11 protein-coding genes, 2 tRNA genes and 4 pseudogenes are annotated in these 15,093 nt (G+C 45.8%); 6 read left to right on the forward strand and 11 right to left on the reverse strand.

Going from position 1 to position 15,093, the window contains the following annotated elements; all coding sequences use genetic code 11:
- From QZ135_RS22310 to QZ135_RS22325, 4 genes and pseudogenes are all read right to left on the reverse strand, one after another.
- Positions 1 to 282: pseudogene (locus QZ135_RS22310) on the reverse strand (hypothetical protein); the annotation flags it as partial.
- A gap of 15 nt (positions 283 to 297) precedes the next feature.
- A pseudogene (locus QZ135_RS22315) lies at positions 298 to 981 on the reverse strand (DUF3575 domain-containing protein); the annotation flags it as partial.
- A 77-nt stretch (positions 982 to 1,058) separates the two neighbouring features.
- The gene (locus tag QZ135_RS22320) at positions 1,059 to 1,880 is read right to left on the reverse strand and encodes a hypothetical protein (RefSeq protein WP_294614751.1); all 822 of its coding nucleotides are present in this window, start codon (positions 1,878 to 1,880) and stop codon (positions 1,059 to 1,061) included.
- A gap of 155 nt (positions 1,881 to 2,035) precedes the next feature.
- Entirely contained in the window at positions 2,036 to 3,913 is a 1,878-nt protein-coding gene (locus tag QZ135_RS22325; protein ID WP_294614753.1) for a helix-turn-helix domain-containing protein, read from the reverse strand.
- A gap of 166 nt (positions 3,914 to 4,079) precedes the next feature.
- On the opposite strand from QZ135_RS22325, the pseudogene QZ135_RS22330 reads away from it, so the two are divergent.
- Both QZ135_RS22330 and QZ135_RS22335 read left to right on the forward strand, forming a co-directional pair.
- Positions 4,080 to 4,208 (forward strand): annotated as a pseudogene (locus QZ135_RS22330) (PRTRC system protein B); the annotation flags it as partial.
- Complete coding sequence (locus QZ135_RS22335) at positions 4,205 to 4,984, forward strand: PRTRC system ThiF family protein (protein ID WP_294614757.1); 780 nt, start codon at positions 4,205 to 4,207, stop codon at positions 4,982 to 4,984. The pseudogene QZ135_RS22330 and the gene QZ135_RS22335, both read left to right, overlap by 4 nt.
- Before the next feature lie 98 nt (positions 4,985 to 5,082).
- Here the strand turns inward: QZ135_RS22335 and QZ135_RS22340 are convergent, their stop codons facing one another.
- The 4 genes and pseudogenes from QZ135_RS22340 to QZ135_RS22355 all read right to left on the reverse strand — a co-directional run bounded on the left by QZ135_RS22340 (position 5,083) and on the right by QZ135_RS22355 (position 6,768).
- Positions 5,083 to 5,781: an NYN domain-containing protein gene (locus tag QZ135_RS22340; RefSeq protein ID WP_294614759.1), complete on the reverse strand. Its 699-nt coding sequence runs from the start codon at positions 5,779 to 5,781 to the stop codon at positions 5,083 to 5,085.
- A 78-nt stretch (positions 5,782 to 5,859) separates the two neighbouring features.
- Positions 5,860 to 6,123, reverse strand: coding sequence for a helix-turn-helix domain-containing protein (locus QZ135_RS22345; RefSeq protein ID WP_294614761.1), 264 nt, complete (start codon positions 6,121 to 6,123; stop codon positions 5,860 to 5,862).
- A 144-nt stretch (positions 6,124 to 6,267) separates the two neighbouring features.
- Positions 6,268 to 6,407, reverse strand: a pseudogene (locus tag QZ135_RS24995) (site-specific integrase); the annotation flags it as partial.
- Between the two features lie 276 nt (positions 6,408 to 6,683).
- Positions 6,684 to 6,768 (reverse strand) — tRNA-Ser (locus tag QZ135_RS22355).
- Between the two features lie 880 nt (positions 6,769 to 7,648).
- Between QZ135_RS22355 and pflB the strand changes: the two genes are divergently transcribed.
- Both pflB and pflA read left to right on the forward strand, forming a co-directional pair.
- Positions 7,649 to 9,877 carry a formate C-acetyltransferase gene (pflB, locus tag QZ135_RS22360; protein WP_294614767.1) on the forward strand — a complete coding sequence of 743 codons (2,229 nt, stop codon included), beginning with the start codon at positions 7,649 to 7,651 and terminating at the stop codon, positions 9,875 to 9,877.
- A gap of 1 nt (position 9,878) precedes the next feature.
- The gene (gene pflA, locus QZ135_RS22365) at positions 9,879 to 10,604 is read left to right on the forward strand and encodes a pyruvate formate-lyase-activating protein (protein ID WP_294614769.1); all 726 of its coding nucleotides are present in this window, start codon (positions 9,879 to 9,881) and stop codon (positions 10,602 to 10,604) included.
- Between the two features lie 72 nt (positions 10,605 to 10,676).
- Here pflA and QZ135_RS22370 read toward each other — a convergent pair whose 3' ends face one another.
- Positions 10,677 to 11,984: a porin family protein gene (locus tag QZ135_RS22370; RefSeq protein WP_294614771.1), complete on the reverse strand. Its 1,308-nt coding sequence runs from the start codon at positions 11,982 to 11,984 to the stop codon at positions 10,677 to 10,679.
- A 13-nt stretch (positions 11,985 to 11,997) separates the two neighbouring features.
- Entirely contained in the window at positions 11,998 to 12,546 is a 549-nt protein-coding gene (locus QZ135_RS22375; RefSeq protein WP_294614779.1) for a sigma-70 family RNA polymerase sigma factor, read from the reverse strand.
- A gap of 173 nt (positions 12,547 to 12,719) precedes the next feature.
- Between QZ135_RS22375 and QZ135_RS22380 the strand changes: the two genes are divergently transcribed.
- On the forward strand, positions 12,720 to 13,424 hold the full coding sequence (locus QZ135_RS22380) for a NigD-like protein (protein ID WP_294614773.1): 705 nt from the start codon (positions 12,720 to 12,722) through the stop codon (positions 13,422 to 13,424).
- Positions 13,425 to 13,614: 190 nt separating this feature from the next.
- Here QZ135_RS22380 and QZ135_RS22385 read toward each other — a convergent pair.
- A tRNA-Ser gene (locus QZ135_RS22385) sits at positions 13,615 to 13,702 on the reverse strand.
- A gap of 196 nt (positions 13,703 to 13,898) precedes the next feature.
- Here QZ135_RS22385 and QZ135_RS22390 point away from each other — a divergent pair.
- Positions 13,899 to 14,960 (forward strand): winged helix DNA-binding domain-containing protein, encoded by a 1,062-nt coding sequence (locus tag QZ135_RS22390; protein ID WP_294614776.1) that lies wholly within the window; start codon positions 13,899 to 13,901, stop codon positions 14,958 to 14,960.
- Positions 14,961 to 15,093 lie beyond the last annotated feature (133 nt).

Here is a 15,093-nt window from a genome sequence, read left to right on the forward strand (position 1 = left end):
GAGCCGTTCCACCGTATTGGTGGTTCCGCTTGCGGTCTGCTCGTAGCCGTCCACATTCAATATATAACTGTCTGCTATGGCTTCCGGCAGCAGATCACCCCAGTCTATCTGCACCACAATCGCCCCCTTGTCGGGGTGCGGCGTGTCGTACAGTTCGTCCTTGACGCAACCGGTAAGTGAGAAAACCATTGCTAAGGTAATCGCAACGGTGCAGACTGATGAAACCGTTTTGCAAGCGGCAATTATTTTTGATAAGCGTATATATACAGTTTGTTTTTCCATATCATCTCCTTTTATTTAGAATAGTTTCCACATCAGCGTCACTCCGGCTGATACCGGACCCCACCAGTTCTTGCTCTCCTTGCCTTGTCTCACCCTCACGCCGTCGATGACCTCGTATTTGTCATAGTCGGCATGGAGGCAGCCGATGCCGAGATTGAAGTCCAGTGCAAGCGCACGGTTCAGTTTCAGTTGATAGCCTCCGGTAATGCCGCCGCCCTGATAGTCGCCCTGCTTTCCGGTATCGCCCAGCTTGTAGTTGAACTCGCCGACTTTATACATAGCTCCGATATAGCCGCGTTTCTCCTTGCCTGTATAGTAGCGCACTTCGGGAGCAACTTCCCAAAGGGCGTATCTTCTATTCTTGTTGTCCCATGACCATGAAGTCCATGCACCGTTTACAAGAATGCTCCAGTTGCGGTCGATGCGCCACTCCATGCCGAGGTCGGGGGTAAGGGTGGCCCAATGCAGCAGATTGGCACGGAGAGAGAAAGAGTTGTCATGTTTGTGTTCCTCCGCTTTGGCGGCAAGCCGTGTGGCTTCCGCTTGTTCCTTGGCAGTTTGCTCTGCTGCCCGTCGTTCGGCTTCTTCCTGTTCCTGCCTGGCTTTTTCCGCTGCAAGACGCTCCCGTTCGGCACGTTCTGCCGTCAGGCGTTCCTGCTCGGCCTGCCTTGCTTGCTCGGCAGCCAGCCGTTCGGCTTCGGGGTCGCCAAATACTTCTTTGTTATACGCCAGCACACGGGTGGCAGCTTCTTCGCCCGCTATCTGTGCCACTTTCTCTACGCTGGCGGGGAAAGATTGCGCAGGTCGTCCGGGCCGTAGCCATGAGGAATAATCCGGTCGGTGACGAACATCTTTTCCGTCATTCCCACCTGTCTGATGAGTTCCGCTTTCACACGATTGTTGCGAAGGTAGGCCATGCGCTGTGCGGATAGGTCACTGGTGGGAGAAGCCGCATAACTGCTGACATTGACATACATCCGTCCGCTTCGTAACTGTGGCAGGCATACACTCAGGGTATCGCACAACCGTTCCAATTCAGTTCCGTTCTGCCGGTAAGGGATATAAAACATATCTTTCACCGGTACAAACCGGAACACGTATTCGCTACCCCCTTTTTCCTGTGCTGCAAGCGGCAAGAGAAGCAGCAGAAAGAGGGACAAGAACATTATTCTTTTCAGCATGGTATCTATTATTTTGGTAAATTCTTCGGGAGTGATATTGGGTGGATTGAACGGGTATGGACGCTGGGATGTAGGAACCAGCTTCCTCAATTCCAGATTCTCGGTAATGGTACGCACCAGATATTCCTGGCTCCGGCGTAACTTACGTTTATAACGACAAAGGAAAATGAAAAGAGTGATTATCGTCAGTAAAGACATAATAAGCAGGAGAAACAGCACCGTAAAGAAAAGAAGGTTGGTACTTGTGGAGTCAGTTGTAGCTGTCGTTTCTGCGGCATATATTAAGGTAGGAGAACAAATCAGAAAGAGAAAGTATAGCAAACAAAATCCGGTAGATCTACCGGATTTGTTCTCCGGAGAGATTCCTCCGGAGAACAAATGGGGATTATTAAATATGTTTATACTTCTTTTTTCCATTTGAGTCACGTGTCTTGTTTTTAACGTGGCTCAAAGGTATAGAAGTAGCGTTGGGCGGCAATGGTTTTTAGGTGGGTTGTAGTCTCATTTAGTCACTCTTGTAGTCTCATTTAGTCACTTTTGCTGTCTCGAAAACTCCCTTTTCTTGATGTATATCATTCATTTTCAGTGCGTTTGTTTCCTGAACGGTATTCTGAGGGCGTCATGCCGAATTGTTCGAGGAAAAGGCGATAAAAAGTCGCCTTATTCGGAATACCACATTCTTTGGCTATGGCATCTATCGCATAGTCGGGATGCTCTTTAAGCATTCGGGCGGCGTAGTCCATCCGGAGATTATTGATGTATTGAGAGAAACCTATGCCGGCATATTGCTTGAAAAGCAGTGCGAATTTGTTCTTGGGGATGCGTACCAGCTTCATCAGATCTGCCCTCGAAAAGTCGGGTTGCAGGAAGAGCTTCCGGCTGATAATTTCACGTTCCGCACGGTCGAATAATGACTGACCGTTCGGAATGGTTTCGTTGTTTGGATTGTCTTCGGATGTATCAGCGTCCGGTTGTTCAGCGTCCGGTTGTTCGGTGTCAGGTAGTTCGGTATCACTTTGCACTTCCTTCTCCGTCGATAAAACATTCACTGCCGACTTCCACTTTTGCAGCTCGTCTTCCGCTGTCTGCAACCGTTCTGTCAATATCAGGTTCTCATCTTTGCGGCGGTAGAGTTCGTCCTTATAGTTCAGCAAGTCGTCTATCCGGGCTGACATCGACTTGTTCTTTATCCGGATGGTACGGGCATGGCGGATGATGCGCCACATCAGCACACCGAGCAGGCCGATGATGCAAACGGCAAATAGCAGTATCATCCGGTTTTCCCGTAGTTTGGCGGCTTGTTGCGTCAGTTGCGCCTCTTTCTCTGCGGTTTCATAAATAGTGGCGAGTTCCAGCACTCCGTTCTGCTTTTCGCGCAGGCGAAGGCTGTCCGAGAGGATATACATCTGTTTGTAGGTCTGTGCAGCGGCATCTTGGTTACCCAGTCCCTCGTATGCCTGTGCCTCAAAATTAAGAATACGCTCCAGATAGAAATAATTGATGGTATCGCCCTGCTCTTTCCAGCGTTCCTTGTCGGCATGGATGAACCGGAGTACTTCCGGATAACGTTTCACACCCACGAGATAATCAAAACGCATCTGTTTCCCGTCATCGGTATGGGCATAGTCCGTCTGTTCGAATTTACGATAGAACTCCGCGCCTTTCTCCGGTTGCCCGTCGGCAAGGAAGATACGGGCGTATGTGACATAGCCGCATGCCAGCCGCATGTCGTACATACCTTCGGGGATGTCGGGACAGTTTTTGAATTGCTCCATCAGTTTTTCATACCGCGGCAACAAGGCGATGGCTTCGGAATACTTCCCGTCATACATCGCAAAGGTGAGCTTTACGCCGTAGATATAGATGAGGTCGTCCACCGGCTTCCACCTTTGGCAGCCTTCGGTCATCTCTTCCTGCATCTGCAAGGCCTGCTCCACGTACTCGTCCGCTTCGTCTTTCAGCCCCATGTCCCGCTTGTTCATTCCCAGATAGAGCAACAGGTTGGCTTCCGCAATGCGGTCGCCCGTCTGCCGGGCAAGCTCGATGCCTTCGAGGGCATAGCGGGTGCTTTCCGTATAGTTTCCCGTGCCGTTGTACTGGTCGGTTATCAGTTCGAGCAGCATCAGGGCTTCGTCGGGATGCCGGCGTATGGAGTCATTGCGATAGGCTTTCATGGCGTACTTCAAGGCAAGGCGGTACATGCTCATTCCGTTTTGGTAGACAACGCTGCGCATGTGGTCCAGACGGAACTGCGGCTGCAACTTCCGTTGCTCCATTTCGTCTATCAGTGCCAACGCACGCTCAGGTTCGGTGACACTGATCTGCGATATATATTTCCGGGTAAGGATGCTATCAGGCAGAGGTGTGTTTTCGGCATGGATATGGAAACCGGTAAGGCCGGTGATGAATAATACACATATAAAAGCTATACTACGGCAAAGGCTGTTCATCTTCTTTTCTGTTTTCTCTATTCTGTGATAAATATGGTTTGCACTGCAAAAGTAGTACAAAAATGTTTCTGCCTGTAGCATTTATAAATAAACCTTTTTGTTTTTTTATACTATGAAGAGTTGGTGTGGGGCGGATAAGCACGGGTAAATCCCCTTATTACATCCTCATCTGGGAGGAAGCAGGAACCCTACACGCGGCAATCTGGTTTCAGTGACTGAAAATGCACGTAACCATCCCTTTGATTACGACGAACTCGAATCAACCGGCAAACATTTAAAAGACATCTTATCATGAAAAGAATCCATTATACAGACAATTATCTGCTCAAGCCGTACCATCCCGTTACGGTCTTTATTGCAGGTGCGGGAGGTACAGGTTCGCAAGTCATTACCAACCTGGCACGCATGAGCATGGCATTGCAGGCATTGGGGCATCCGGGACTGCACGTGACCGTATTCGATCCGGATACCGTCAGCGAAGCGAATATCGGAAGGCAACTGTTCAGTGAGTCGGAACTGGGACAAAACAAGGCAGTCGCACTCGTTACACGTATCAACCGGTTTTTCGGTTACACATGGATGGCAGAAGGATACCACTATCCCTTGCATAGAAAAGAAGACAAGGAGAATCCTGAGCTGGCTAATATCATGGATAATATCAGATCAAGGCTTGATTTGTGGAAGTTCCTTAAAAGCCATAGAAAAATAAACGTCAATAATGAGAAGGCACCCATATACTGGATGGATTTTGGAAATGCACAAACTACAGGGCAGGTACTGATAGGCAATATCCGCAATAAAATCAGGCAGCCGACTTCCAAAGAATATATACCTACACCCCAAATGAATGTGATCACCGAAGAGGTCAGCTATTCCACCATCAAGGAGAAAGATTCAGGACCGAGCTGTTCATTGGCGGAGGCACTCAACAAGCAGGATTTGTATATCAATTCCATGCTGTCACAAGTAGGTTGCGAAATATTGTGGACGATGTTCAAGGAAGGGAGCACGCTGTACAGAGGGGCATACGTCAATCTGAAAACACTGAGGGTTAATCCGATTCCGGTATGATGATTTCCTATACTCCTATAAACAAAGACAGCTTCCTTTTCAAGTCTTCATGGACTGTATGGGAAGCTGTTTTGTTTATGATATATCTACCATCCGGTTCAAGGTTTCAATCGTACGGCACTGGCTATACCTTTCTCTGTTTTCACCAGTTCATATTTATCCAGCTTTTCATACAGTTTTCCAAGCGTCTTGCAGCCGTACCTTTTCACCTTGAATTTGGGCATCAGCTTTTTCAATGCTCCTCCGATCAAAGACAAGGAAACTTCCGGTTTGCTGTCTGAAGCCAACTCAAAAGCCTTATCGAAATACTCCAGATCCCGACGGAGGAAGAACTCCGGGGTATTTTCCGAAGCCTTTATCTCTTTCCGATCGGAGAACAGAAATTCAGAACATGAACGGACCAAAGCTAAGGGAGCTTTGCTTTCACCGTATCCCAGAATTACCTGCCCGGCTTCCCTGATCCGTTGGGCAAGCATAGTGTAATCGCCGTCACTGGCGACCAGGCAGAAGCTATCAGTTTGACCGCCATGAAGGATATCCATCGCTTCTATAACGAGTGCTATATCAGTCGTGTTCTTTCCCGTAGTATAGGAAGAAGCCTGTACCATCCTGAACCCATATTCTTTTGCAATATCTTTCCAACCCAAAAGCGGTTTTCGGGTCCAGTCTCCGTATATGCGCCTGACAACAGCGTTTCCATAACAGGCTACAAAATTCATAACGTCTTCTATCTTTTCGGGCGAAGCATTGTCATCGTCTATCAATACGGCAACTGACAGATTCTTATTCTGTTTCATTTCAGTTATTTGATTGCAAAGTTATTATAACTTCCTTAAACCAAGAATAGTTTGCGGAAGTTTCTAAATGTATCCGGATCATTCTTTCTTTTTGCCGCGCTGTTTCAGGAATTCCTGAATCTCCGAACTGCGGTAGTAGTTCTTGCCGTTCTTATCCATGTGATAATAGCGGATAAGTCCTTTTTCACGGTAACGGGCAAGGGTACGCTGGGTTACGCCAAGGAGGTTGGCAAGGTCACAATTATCCAGCAGGGTATCTCCGTCCAGGCAATCTTTCAGGCGGTTCATACGGTCCAACTTCTTTTCTATACGGTCGAAGCCTTCTACAATGGTCAGTATCATTATGACATGAATAATGAAATTAAATTTGAAGAGTTTATAAAAGACATAGATTGCGCTATCTCTGAAAAAATAGATGTTGATAATTGGAATATTTCAATAAACTTAGTCCTCAATACCTGCCTTACCGTCCCAAACTTTGGGTTAAACGTCCACTTTGGTATTAAAACGGCTTGCCACACCACACCACACCATCCACTGTGATGCGGACAAAAATAGGGTAACTGCCATTGATTTTTTGCTTGTCCTTTTTTCACAAAGAAAAGAACGTTGAATGTACTCTTCATAAACTCACTTTTTTGGGTTACAAAACTACGGTAATTAACTCAAAGTGAAGTTTATACAGGCTTGCCAAATAGCGACAGAAGTTCGCCAATTTCGGACTAAGTGTACCCCTTTTAGACTTTCGGTTGTCGGGGGGTACGAGTTAGGTTACTAACTTTGTCTTTTAAGGGCTAAATGATGTCCGGTAGGGCAGACATAAGGGGATAAAAAAAGTCCCACAAATCGTTGAATTTGTGGGACTTGGCTGTTCATTGTCCGGTTTTGTCCGGTTAGTTCAGCGGAGAGACAGGGATTCGAACCCCGGGTACCTCGCAGTACAACGGTTTTCAAGACCGCCGCAATCGACCACTCTGCCACCTCTCCAAACCTCTCTTTCAAGAAGTGCTTTTCTCTTAAAGCGGTGCAAAATTACTATTCTTTTTTGATATCACAAACATTTCCGCACAAAAAAACACTTCTACACCCTAAAAAGGAACAAAGAAGCGGTAAAGCTTTAGCTCAAATTCGTGCCGTAATAGAGTGAAACGCCTAATGCGGTTACCCGAAACACAGCATCTTCTTAACTATTATATAGTTTCTTCTTTATTTAAATACTCATTGTTTTACTTTGACCACATCTGTGGAGCATATGCTTCACAGATGTAAAGCAACATACTTACATTCGTGAAGTACGTACTCCACATCCGTAGTTAAAGAAAAAACAACGTTCATGAACTGAATGCACATGCGAAGTTAATCCGATAAACATAGGCAATTTACATTTGCAAGCCCTATTCCGAACCGATGGAAATGGGCAACAAAAGACTACCAAATGAAGAATATTGCTACAATACAACATATCGAGTATTATTTTTAGAGAATAAACAGGGAAATAAGAAGATCCTGAAATAGATAAATTACACAGGAAAAAGCATATAAAACACTTACATACAGAGATATAAACTATTACACAAGCAGTGTAGGCAACTTTACCTACACTCCATTCTCATTTGCTTCCACCACCACTCTATTGCCGATGAATAAAGGGATACAGAACATGAGTGTAGGCGTGTAGGTAAAAGTATGCATAAACTTTGTGTAGATTGAGTTCAAATTTAAATGCGACAACATACCTAATAATGGTTATTTTATGCTGTTCAACATAAAAAAAGCATATATATCCATACCATTACGGAAATATTTCCGTAATTTTGCAGCCCCAATAAGGATAACATTACATTTACCCACTAACAAAATGAATATTATGGAATTGAACAAAACCTTTATTGACGGGCTTTGGAGCAAAGAAATCAATGTCAGTGATTTCGTTAGTAGAAACATCGCGCCCTATACTGGCGACGCTTCCTTCCTGCAAGGACCTACCGAACGTACGAAGAAGATCTGGGAACTTTGCCTGAAAGCACTTGAAGAAGAAAGAGCCAACAATGGTGTTCGTTCTCTCGACCCCCATACCGTATCCACCATTACTTCACACCAAGCCGGTTATATAGATAAGGAGAACGAACTTATCGTCGGCTTGCAGACAGATGAACTACTGAAACGTGCCATCAAACCCTTCGGCGGCATCAACGTGGTGATGAAGGCTTGCCGTGAAAATGGTGTAGAAATAGACGATAAAGTAAAAGAAATATTCACACACTACCGCAAGACGCACAACGACGGTGTGTTCGACGTATATACCGAAGAAATCCGCTCATTCCGCTCACTGGGCTTCCTCACCGGACTGCCCGACAACTATGCCCGCGGACGCATTATCGGCGACTACCGCCGTCTGGCCCTCTATGGCATCGACCGCCTCATCGAAGCAAAAGAAGAAGACTTGCACAATCTGAACGGTCCGATGACAGACGACCGCATTCGCCTGCGCGAGGAAGTGGCAGAGCAAATCAAGGCTTTGAAAGAAATCAAGGTAATGGGCGAATACTACGGGCTTGACCTCAGTCGTCCGGCAACATCCTCACAGGAAGCCGTGCAATGGGTGTATATGGCTTATCTGGCTGCCGTGAAAGAACAAGACGGCGCAGCCATGTCACTGGGTAACGTTTCTTCTTTCCTCGACATCTTCATTGAGTATGATCTGGCACACGGAAACATCAACGAAACGTTTGCTCAGGAACTGATTGATCAGTTCGTAATCAAGCTCCGTATGGTACGCCATCTGCGCATGCAGTCGTACAACGACATCTTTGCCGGCGACCCAACCTGGGTGACAGAAGCTATTGGCGGACGCTTCAACGACGGACGCGTGAAAGTGACAAAGACTTCTTTCCGCTTCCTGCAAACGCTCTACAACCTCGGCCCTTCTCCCGAACCGAACCTGACAATATTGTGGGGACCGGAATTACCCGAAGGCTTCAAAGAATTTTGTGCTAAAGTATCTGTAGATACCAGCTCTATCCAATATGAAAACGACAATCTGATGCGCGAAGTGCGCAACTGCGATGATTATGGCATCGCATGCTGCGTATCTTATCAGGCTATCGGCAAACAAATTCAGTTCTTCGGCGCACGTGCCAACCTGGCAAAAGCCTTATTGCTTGCCATCAACGGCGGACGTTGCGAAAACACAGGCACTGTTATGGTGAAGGGTATCCCTGTGCTGACAAGTGATGTATTGAAGTTCGAAGAAGTAATGGCAAACTATAAGAAGGTGCTGACAGAAATCGCCCGCGTTTACAACGAGGCGATGAACATCATCCACTATATGCACGATAAGTATTATTACGAAAAAGCGCAAATGGCGTTTATTGATACGAACCCGCGCATTAATCTGGCTTATGGTGTGGCAGGTCTTTCTATTGCCATCGACTCACTGTCCGCCATTAAGAACGCAAAGGTTACCGCCCGCCGCAACGAAATCGGCTTGACGGAAGGTTTCGATATTGAAGGAGCATTCCCCTGTTTTGGTAATAATGACGACCGCGTGGATCACCTCGGTGTGGACCTGGTATACTACTTCAGCGAAGAACTGAAAAAGTTACCCGTTTACAAGAATGCCCGTCCTACCCTTTCACTGCTGACCATCACCTCTAATGTGATGTATGGCAAGAAGACAGGCGCCACTCCTGACGGACGTGCCAAAGGTGTGGCTTTTGCTCCGGGTGCGAACCCAATGCATGGACGCGATAAGAACGGTGCGATAGCATCGCTGAGCTCTGTTGCTAAGTTGCGCTACCGTGACTCGCAGGATGGCATCAGCAATACATTCTCCATTGTTCCGAAATCTCTCGGTCCGACTGCAGAAGACCGTGTGGAAAACCTGGTGACAATGATGGACGGTTACTTCACCAAAGGTGCACACCACCTGAACGTGAATGTACTGAACCGTGAAATGCTGGAAGACGCTATGGAACATCCGGAGAAGTATCCGCAACTCACAATTCGTGTTTCCGGCTATGCTGTGAACTTTGTGAAGTTAAGCCGCGAGCATCAGTTGGAGGTTATCAGCCGTAGCTTCCACGAAAGAATGTAATATGATAAACGTACACTCCTACGAAAGTATGGGAACATTCGACGGGCCGGGTATCCGGCTCGTCGTTTTCCTGCAAGGCTGTCCGTTCCGCTGCCTGTATTGCGCCAATCCGGATACGATAGACGTGAAAGGCGGCACTCCCACTCCACCTGAAGAAATCCTGCAAATGGCAATCAGCCAGAAAGTATTCTTCGGAAAAAAAGGAGGTATCACTTTTTCCGGTGGCGAACCAACGTTGCAGGCAGAAGCACTTATTCCTTTATTCAAGGAATTGAAAGCTAACGGCATTCATATCTGTCTGGATACAAACGGAGGCATCCGGAATGAAAAAGTGGAAGAGCTCTTAGCTCTAACGGATTTAGTATTACTGGACATCAAAGAATTCAATCCTGAACGCCACAAGAAGCTGACCGGATGCAACAATACAAAAACCTTGCAAACAGCTGCCTGGCTGGAAGAACATAATCGTCCTTTCTGGTTGAGATATGTATTAGTGCCGGGGTACAGTGATTTTGAAAAAGACATCCGTGACTTGGGTGAACATTTTGGCAAATATAAAGGCATACAGCGGATAGAAATACTCCCCTATCATCGTCTGGGCGTGCACAAATACGAAGCCATGGGCTGGGAATACAAACTGAAAGAAGTAAAAGAGAACACACCCACGGAGTTGGAACGTGCTGAAAAGTTATTCAAGGAATACTTTGAAACAGTGTTAGTAAATTAAAAATTGAGAATTGAAAAATACTATGCAGCACGATAGCGCAGCTATTTTTCAATTCTCAATTTTCAATTTCTCCTAATATGTCAAACGAACACCTGCCTGCAACGTAAAGTTAGTAGGATTTTCCTTGCGTATCGTCTCTACAGCAGAACCATCATCGAAGAAATAAGAAACACCCGGTTCCACATATATACCTATCCTATTACTTATATTATACTGGGCGCCCACCGCTCCCATTACCGAAAGTTGCACAGGCTTCACCGTTTCTTTTTCACTTGCTATCTTGCCGTAAACACATTTTTCTATGGCTCCACCGGCAGATACATACATTGTAAAGTTCTTGTTATTGATAAAGTTCCAGTTCGCACGCACCGGAATACCGATATAATGCAACTTCTGGTCTACCTTCTCCGCATTTCCTTCATACGTTATTTCCGATGCCAGCATCGTATAAGTCACTCCGGTTTCCACCGAAAAATTCTTGGGCAATGATTTTCTCACAGAAACACCAAAGCTGATAGGTTGCTTATGTTTGACGTCACGAACTGCACGTGTATTCTTCCGCAGATAAGGCACTCCACCGGCAAACACCAGCTCCTGCCCCACAGGAATGCTCAGAACACCATTGGATACATTCGTCATGTCCAGTTTATCACTGAACATCGGACCCGAATTGAGTTGCATGTCACCACCTCCGGCATTATCCTGTGAAACAAGTCCACTTGTGTTTCCAACAGACAATCCCACTGCCCAGCCTTTCTCTCCTTTCGAAGATTTCTTTTCAGCCGGCAAATGCAATTTGTCTTTTCCCGAAGGACGAGAAATTCTCCTGTTATCCTTTTCTTGTGTCGAAGGAGCACTCTCCGCTACCTGACCGGAAGCCACAGTATCTTCTGCCTCCTTCCCCGTGCCATCTGAAACAGGAAGTTCCTCATTTATATCCATCCCTACATCTTTACCCGTTTTGTTTCCTTCCGTCTCCAAACGTTGTGCAACAAGAGGGTGATGATGAGAAGCTCCTTCTTGTTCTACCACCCGTCTGATTACAGGTTTCGGTTGTTCTCCCTGAATAGCTGGCTTTGCTTGTTCCGGCAAAACATCAGGTATTACCGCTAAAGCCGGTTCAGCCGAACGACGCACATCGTCCATCACCGGACTCTGCATTAGCCACAAGCTAACCGATGACACCGCCACCAGCGCGACTGCCGCAGCCGTCATCGCCCAACGCCGGAATAGAATATTCTTTTTCGTCCCGACCGACATGGACGGAGAGGTTGGCAAGGCCTTCTCCAGCCGTTCCCAGCCAGCATCGGGCAACGGTTCAGAATAGTCATCCAACCGCTCCTTTATCTTTTTCAACCACAATTCATCATCTTTCATCATACGTTCCTTTCCTTTAAACATTGTTTCTCATCCACTCCCTCACCTTCGTAGCCAAAGTAGCCTTGGCACGTGTCAGTTGCGAAGCTGATGACTTCTCATTAATACCCAGCATTTGGGCTATCTCCCTATGAGACTTCTCTTCAAATATATATAAGTTGAATACGGTGCGATAACCGACAGGTAGCTCACTGATAAACTGCATCAGCACCTTCTGAGGAATAGTTTCCACTGTCGAAGCATCAGGGTCCTCATACGTCTCGGGTATGTTGTCCAACGCCTCCGACTGGTTTATTACATCATTCTTGCGCAAGTATTGCAATGCCGTATTCACTATAACACGCTCCATCCACGCCCGCAAGGAACCATCACCCCGCCAAGTGAATTTATCAAAAGAATTGAAGAGTTTCAGAAAACCATCGTGCATCAAGTCTTCTGCCGTTTCACGGTCGCCCGTATAACGGAGGCATATGCTGAGCATCCGCCCTGCATAGTGCTCGTACAGCTCCTTTCTGGCAAGATTGTCTCCTTGCCTGCACCGTTCTGCCAGTTCCTGTTCTTCCATTCCTTCTTTTGACACGCGTTTACCCTATAAATGCTGCAAAGATAAAAATACTGCACGGAGCAGGCAAGAAAATAGCTCTTTTGTTTCTTTAACAGTCACTTGTGCAGTATTTTCCGGACTCTCGCATTTTTTAAATACATAGTTTTTAGATTAACACCAAAACCACACAATTGATGAAAAAGTTGAGATTTTATTTGGTAGCAGCTATGCTTGCAGTTTTAACGATGCCAATATTACAGTCTTGTCTGGATAGTAGTGACAGCAATTACCCCGATTCCCTTCTCGCTATCGGTACTCTGGAGATAATTGAAGGCAGAGAATACTTTTTTAATCTGGATGACGGTGATAAGATGTATCCCAGTGACACAACCTATATCCATAATTACGAACTGGTGGACGGACAGCGTGTCTTTGTTCAGTTTCTTCCGTTGGAAGAAGACAAACCGGGGTATGAGTATAACGTAAAACTCATACAGCTCCAGAATATACTGACGAAAGACATCATTCCACTCACCGAAGAAACCGCCGATAGTATTGGCAATGACCGTATCAATGTTGGTAATCTATGGATTGCAGGAAAATTTCTGAACATCGAGCACCAATTCTATCACAGTAATAATCCGGATAAAAAACATATGCTGAATCTGGTGATTAACAAAACATCCGAAGCACCAGCTCCGGAAGATGGTTACATAAACCTGGAGTTCCGCCACAATGCCTTTAACGACGAGCAGCGTGAAATATCCTGGGGAGTAGCATCATTCAGACTGGATGAAATAGCCGGCCAACTGGAAGGAAAAAAGGGATTGAAAATACTCGTCAATAGTATTTATGATGGGAAACGTACTTATACAGTAGAATTAAACAATAAGAAATAAACCTAAACTGACCAATTGAAAAAGAGGGTGCATATCGCTCAAGCGAATGCATCCTCTTTTACTTTTCATGAAAACCTAACTTGTTATTTATCGCTACCAATTATTTTCCACACAAAAGAAAGGTATTGGAAAGACAAAAAAACATAAAAGTCTCACAAATTCAATGATTTGTGAGACTTTCTTATTATTGCGGAGAGACGGGGATTCGAACCCCGGATACCCTTTAGGGGTATACACGCTTTCCAGGCGTGCCTCTTCAACCACTCGAGCATCTCTCCTTTTTCGGAGCGCGAAGATAGAGGAAGTTTTCGGAATAACAAAATTTCAAACCAACTTTATTTAAAGATTACAGTTCTGCCACTTTATCCGGTATTTCTATTCATAAATATATTCCATGATTTCACATACAACCTATACAAGATTCCTTCTTTTTTCTATCTTTGTGAAATTAACCCCAAAAACGATATTATCAATATGAAAGTCCCCAACATCCGCCTACTGAACCAACAATTATCGGCTCCACAGTTTCGTCAGCCCAAAGACTTAGTATCCTGGATGGGAGCTATACAGGCACAAGACTATACGATGGTCAAATGGGCTGTAGGAATGCGTTTGAAGTCACCTTCTCTCCAGATGGTAGAGAAAGCTCTGCATCAGGGAGAAATTCTAAGAATTCATGTGATGCGTCCCACATGGCATCTTGTAGCGGCAGAAGACATTCGCTGGATGCTGAAACTGTCCGCCCAACGTATTAAATCGGCCAACGATTCATTTGCCAAAGGGCACGAATTGGAAATAACAGAAGATACCTTCACTAAAAGTAACCGCCTGCTGGAGAATATCCTTTGCGGGAAGAAAAGTATGACAAAGCAGGAGATTACCGAGCAATTCGAACATTCAGGACTTCCCGCTACCAATTACCACATAACCCGGTTCATGGCACGTGCAGAGACAGAGGGCATTTTATGTAGCGGGGAATGTAGAGGCAGACTACACACCTATGCACTCCTGGAAGAACGGGTTCCACCGATGCCCGATCCTACAAAGGATGAAGCTTTGGCACGCCTGGCAAGAAGCTATTTTCGCAGCCATGCCCCCGCCACTTTGCAGGATTTCATCTGGTGGTCTGGTCTCCCAATAACAGAAGCCCGGCAAGCCATCTATCTGATAGAGTCCGAAATGACTTCAGAACAATGGAAAAATCAAACCTGGTATATCCATAACACTTGCCGCACCCGTGGAAAAACATCCGGAAGCCTGTTCCTTCTTCCTCCGTATGATGAATATCTGATCGGATACAAAGACCGCACGGACGTTCTGCCCAAAGAATATTACTCCAAAGCATTCACAAATAATGGTTTATTCTACCCCGTAATTGTTCATGACGGGCAAGTCGTAGGAAATTGGGATAGAACAATAAAGAAAAAAGGGAGTTACCCGCAACATTCATATTTCCGGCACGACGCTTGCATTGACGAAGAAGTATTGAATCAAGCTAAACGGGAATATATGCAGTTTATGGCATGCACTTTATGACAGACATCTTTTAAAAGAGAATCATATGCAACAAAAAAGCCTACAAATCAGTGATTTGTAGGCTTTTATTTATCTTTCCAGCGGAGAGACAGGGATTCGAACCCCGGGTACCTCGCAGTACAACGGTTTTCAA

Origin of the sequence: uncultured Bacteroides sp. (genome assembly GCF_905207245.1) — a bacterium.
GTDB lineage: Bacteria > Bacteroidota > Bacteroidia > Bacteroidales > Bacteroidaceae > Bacteroides.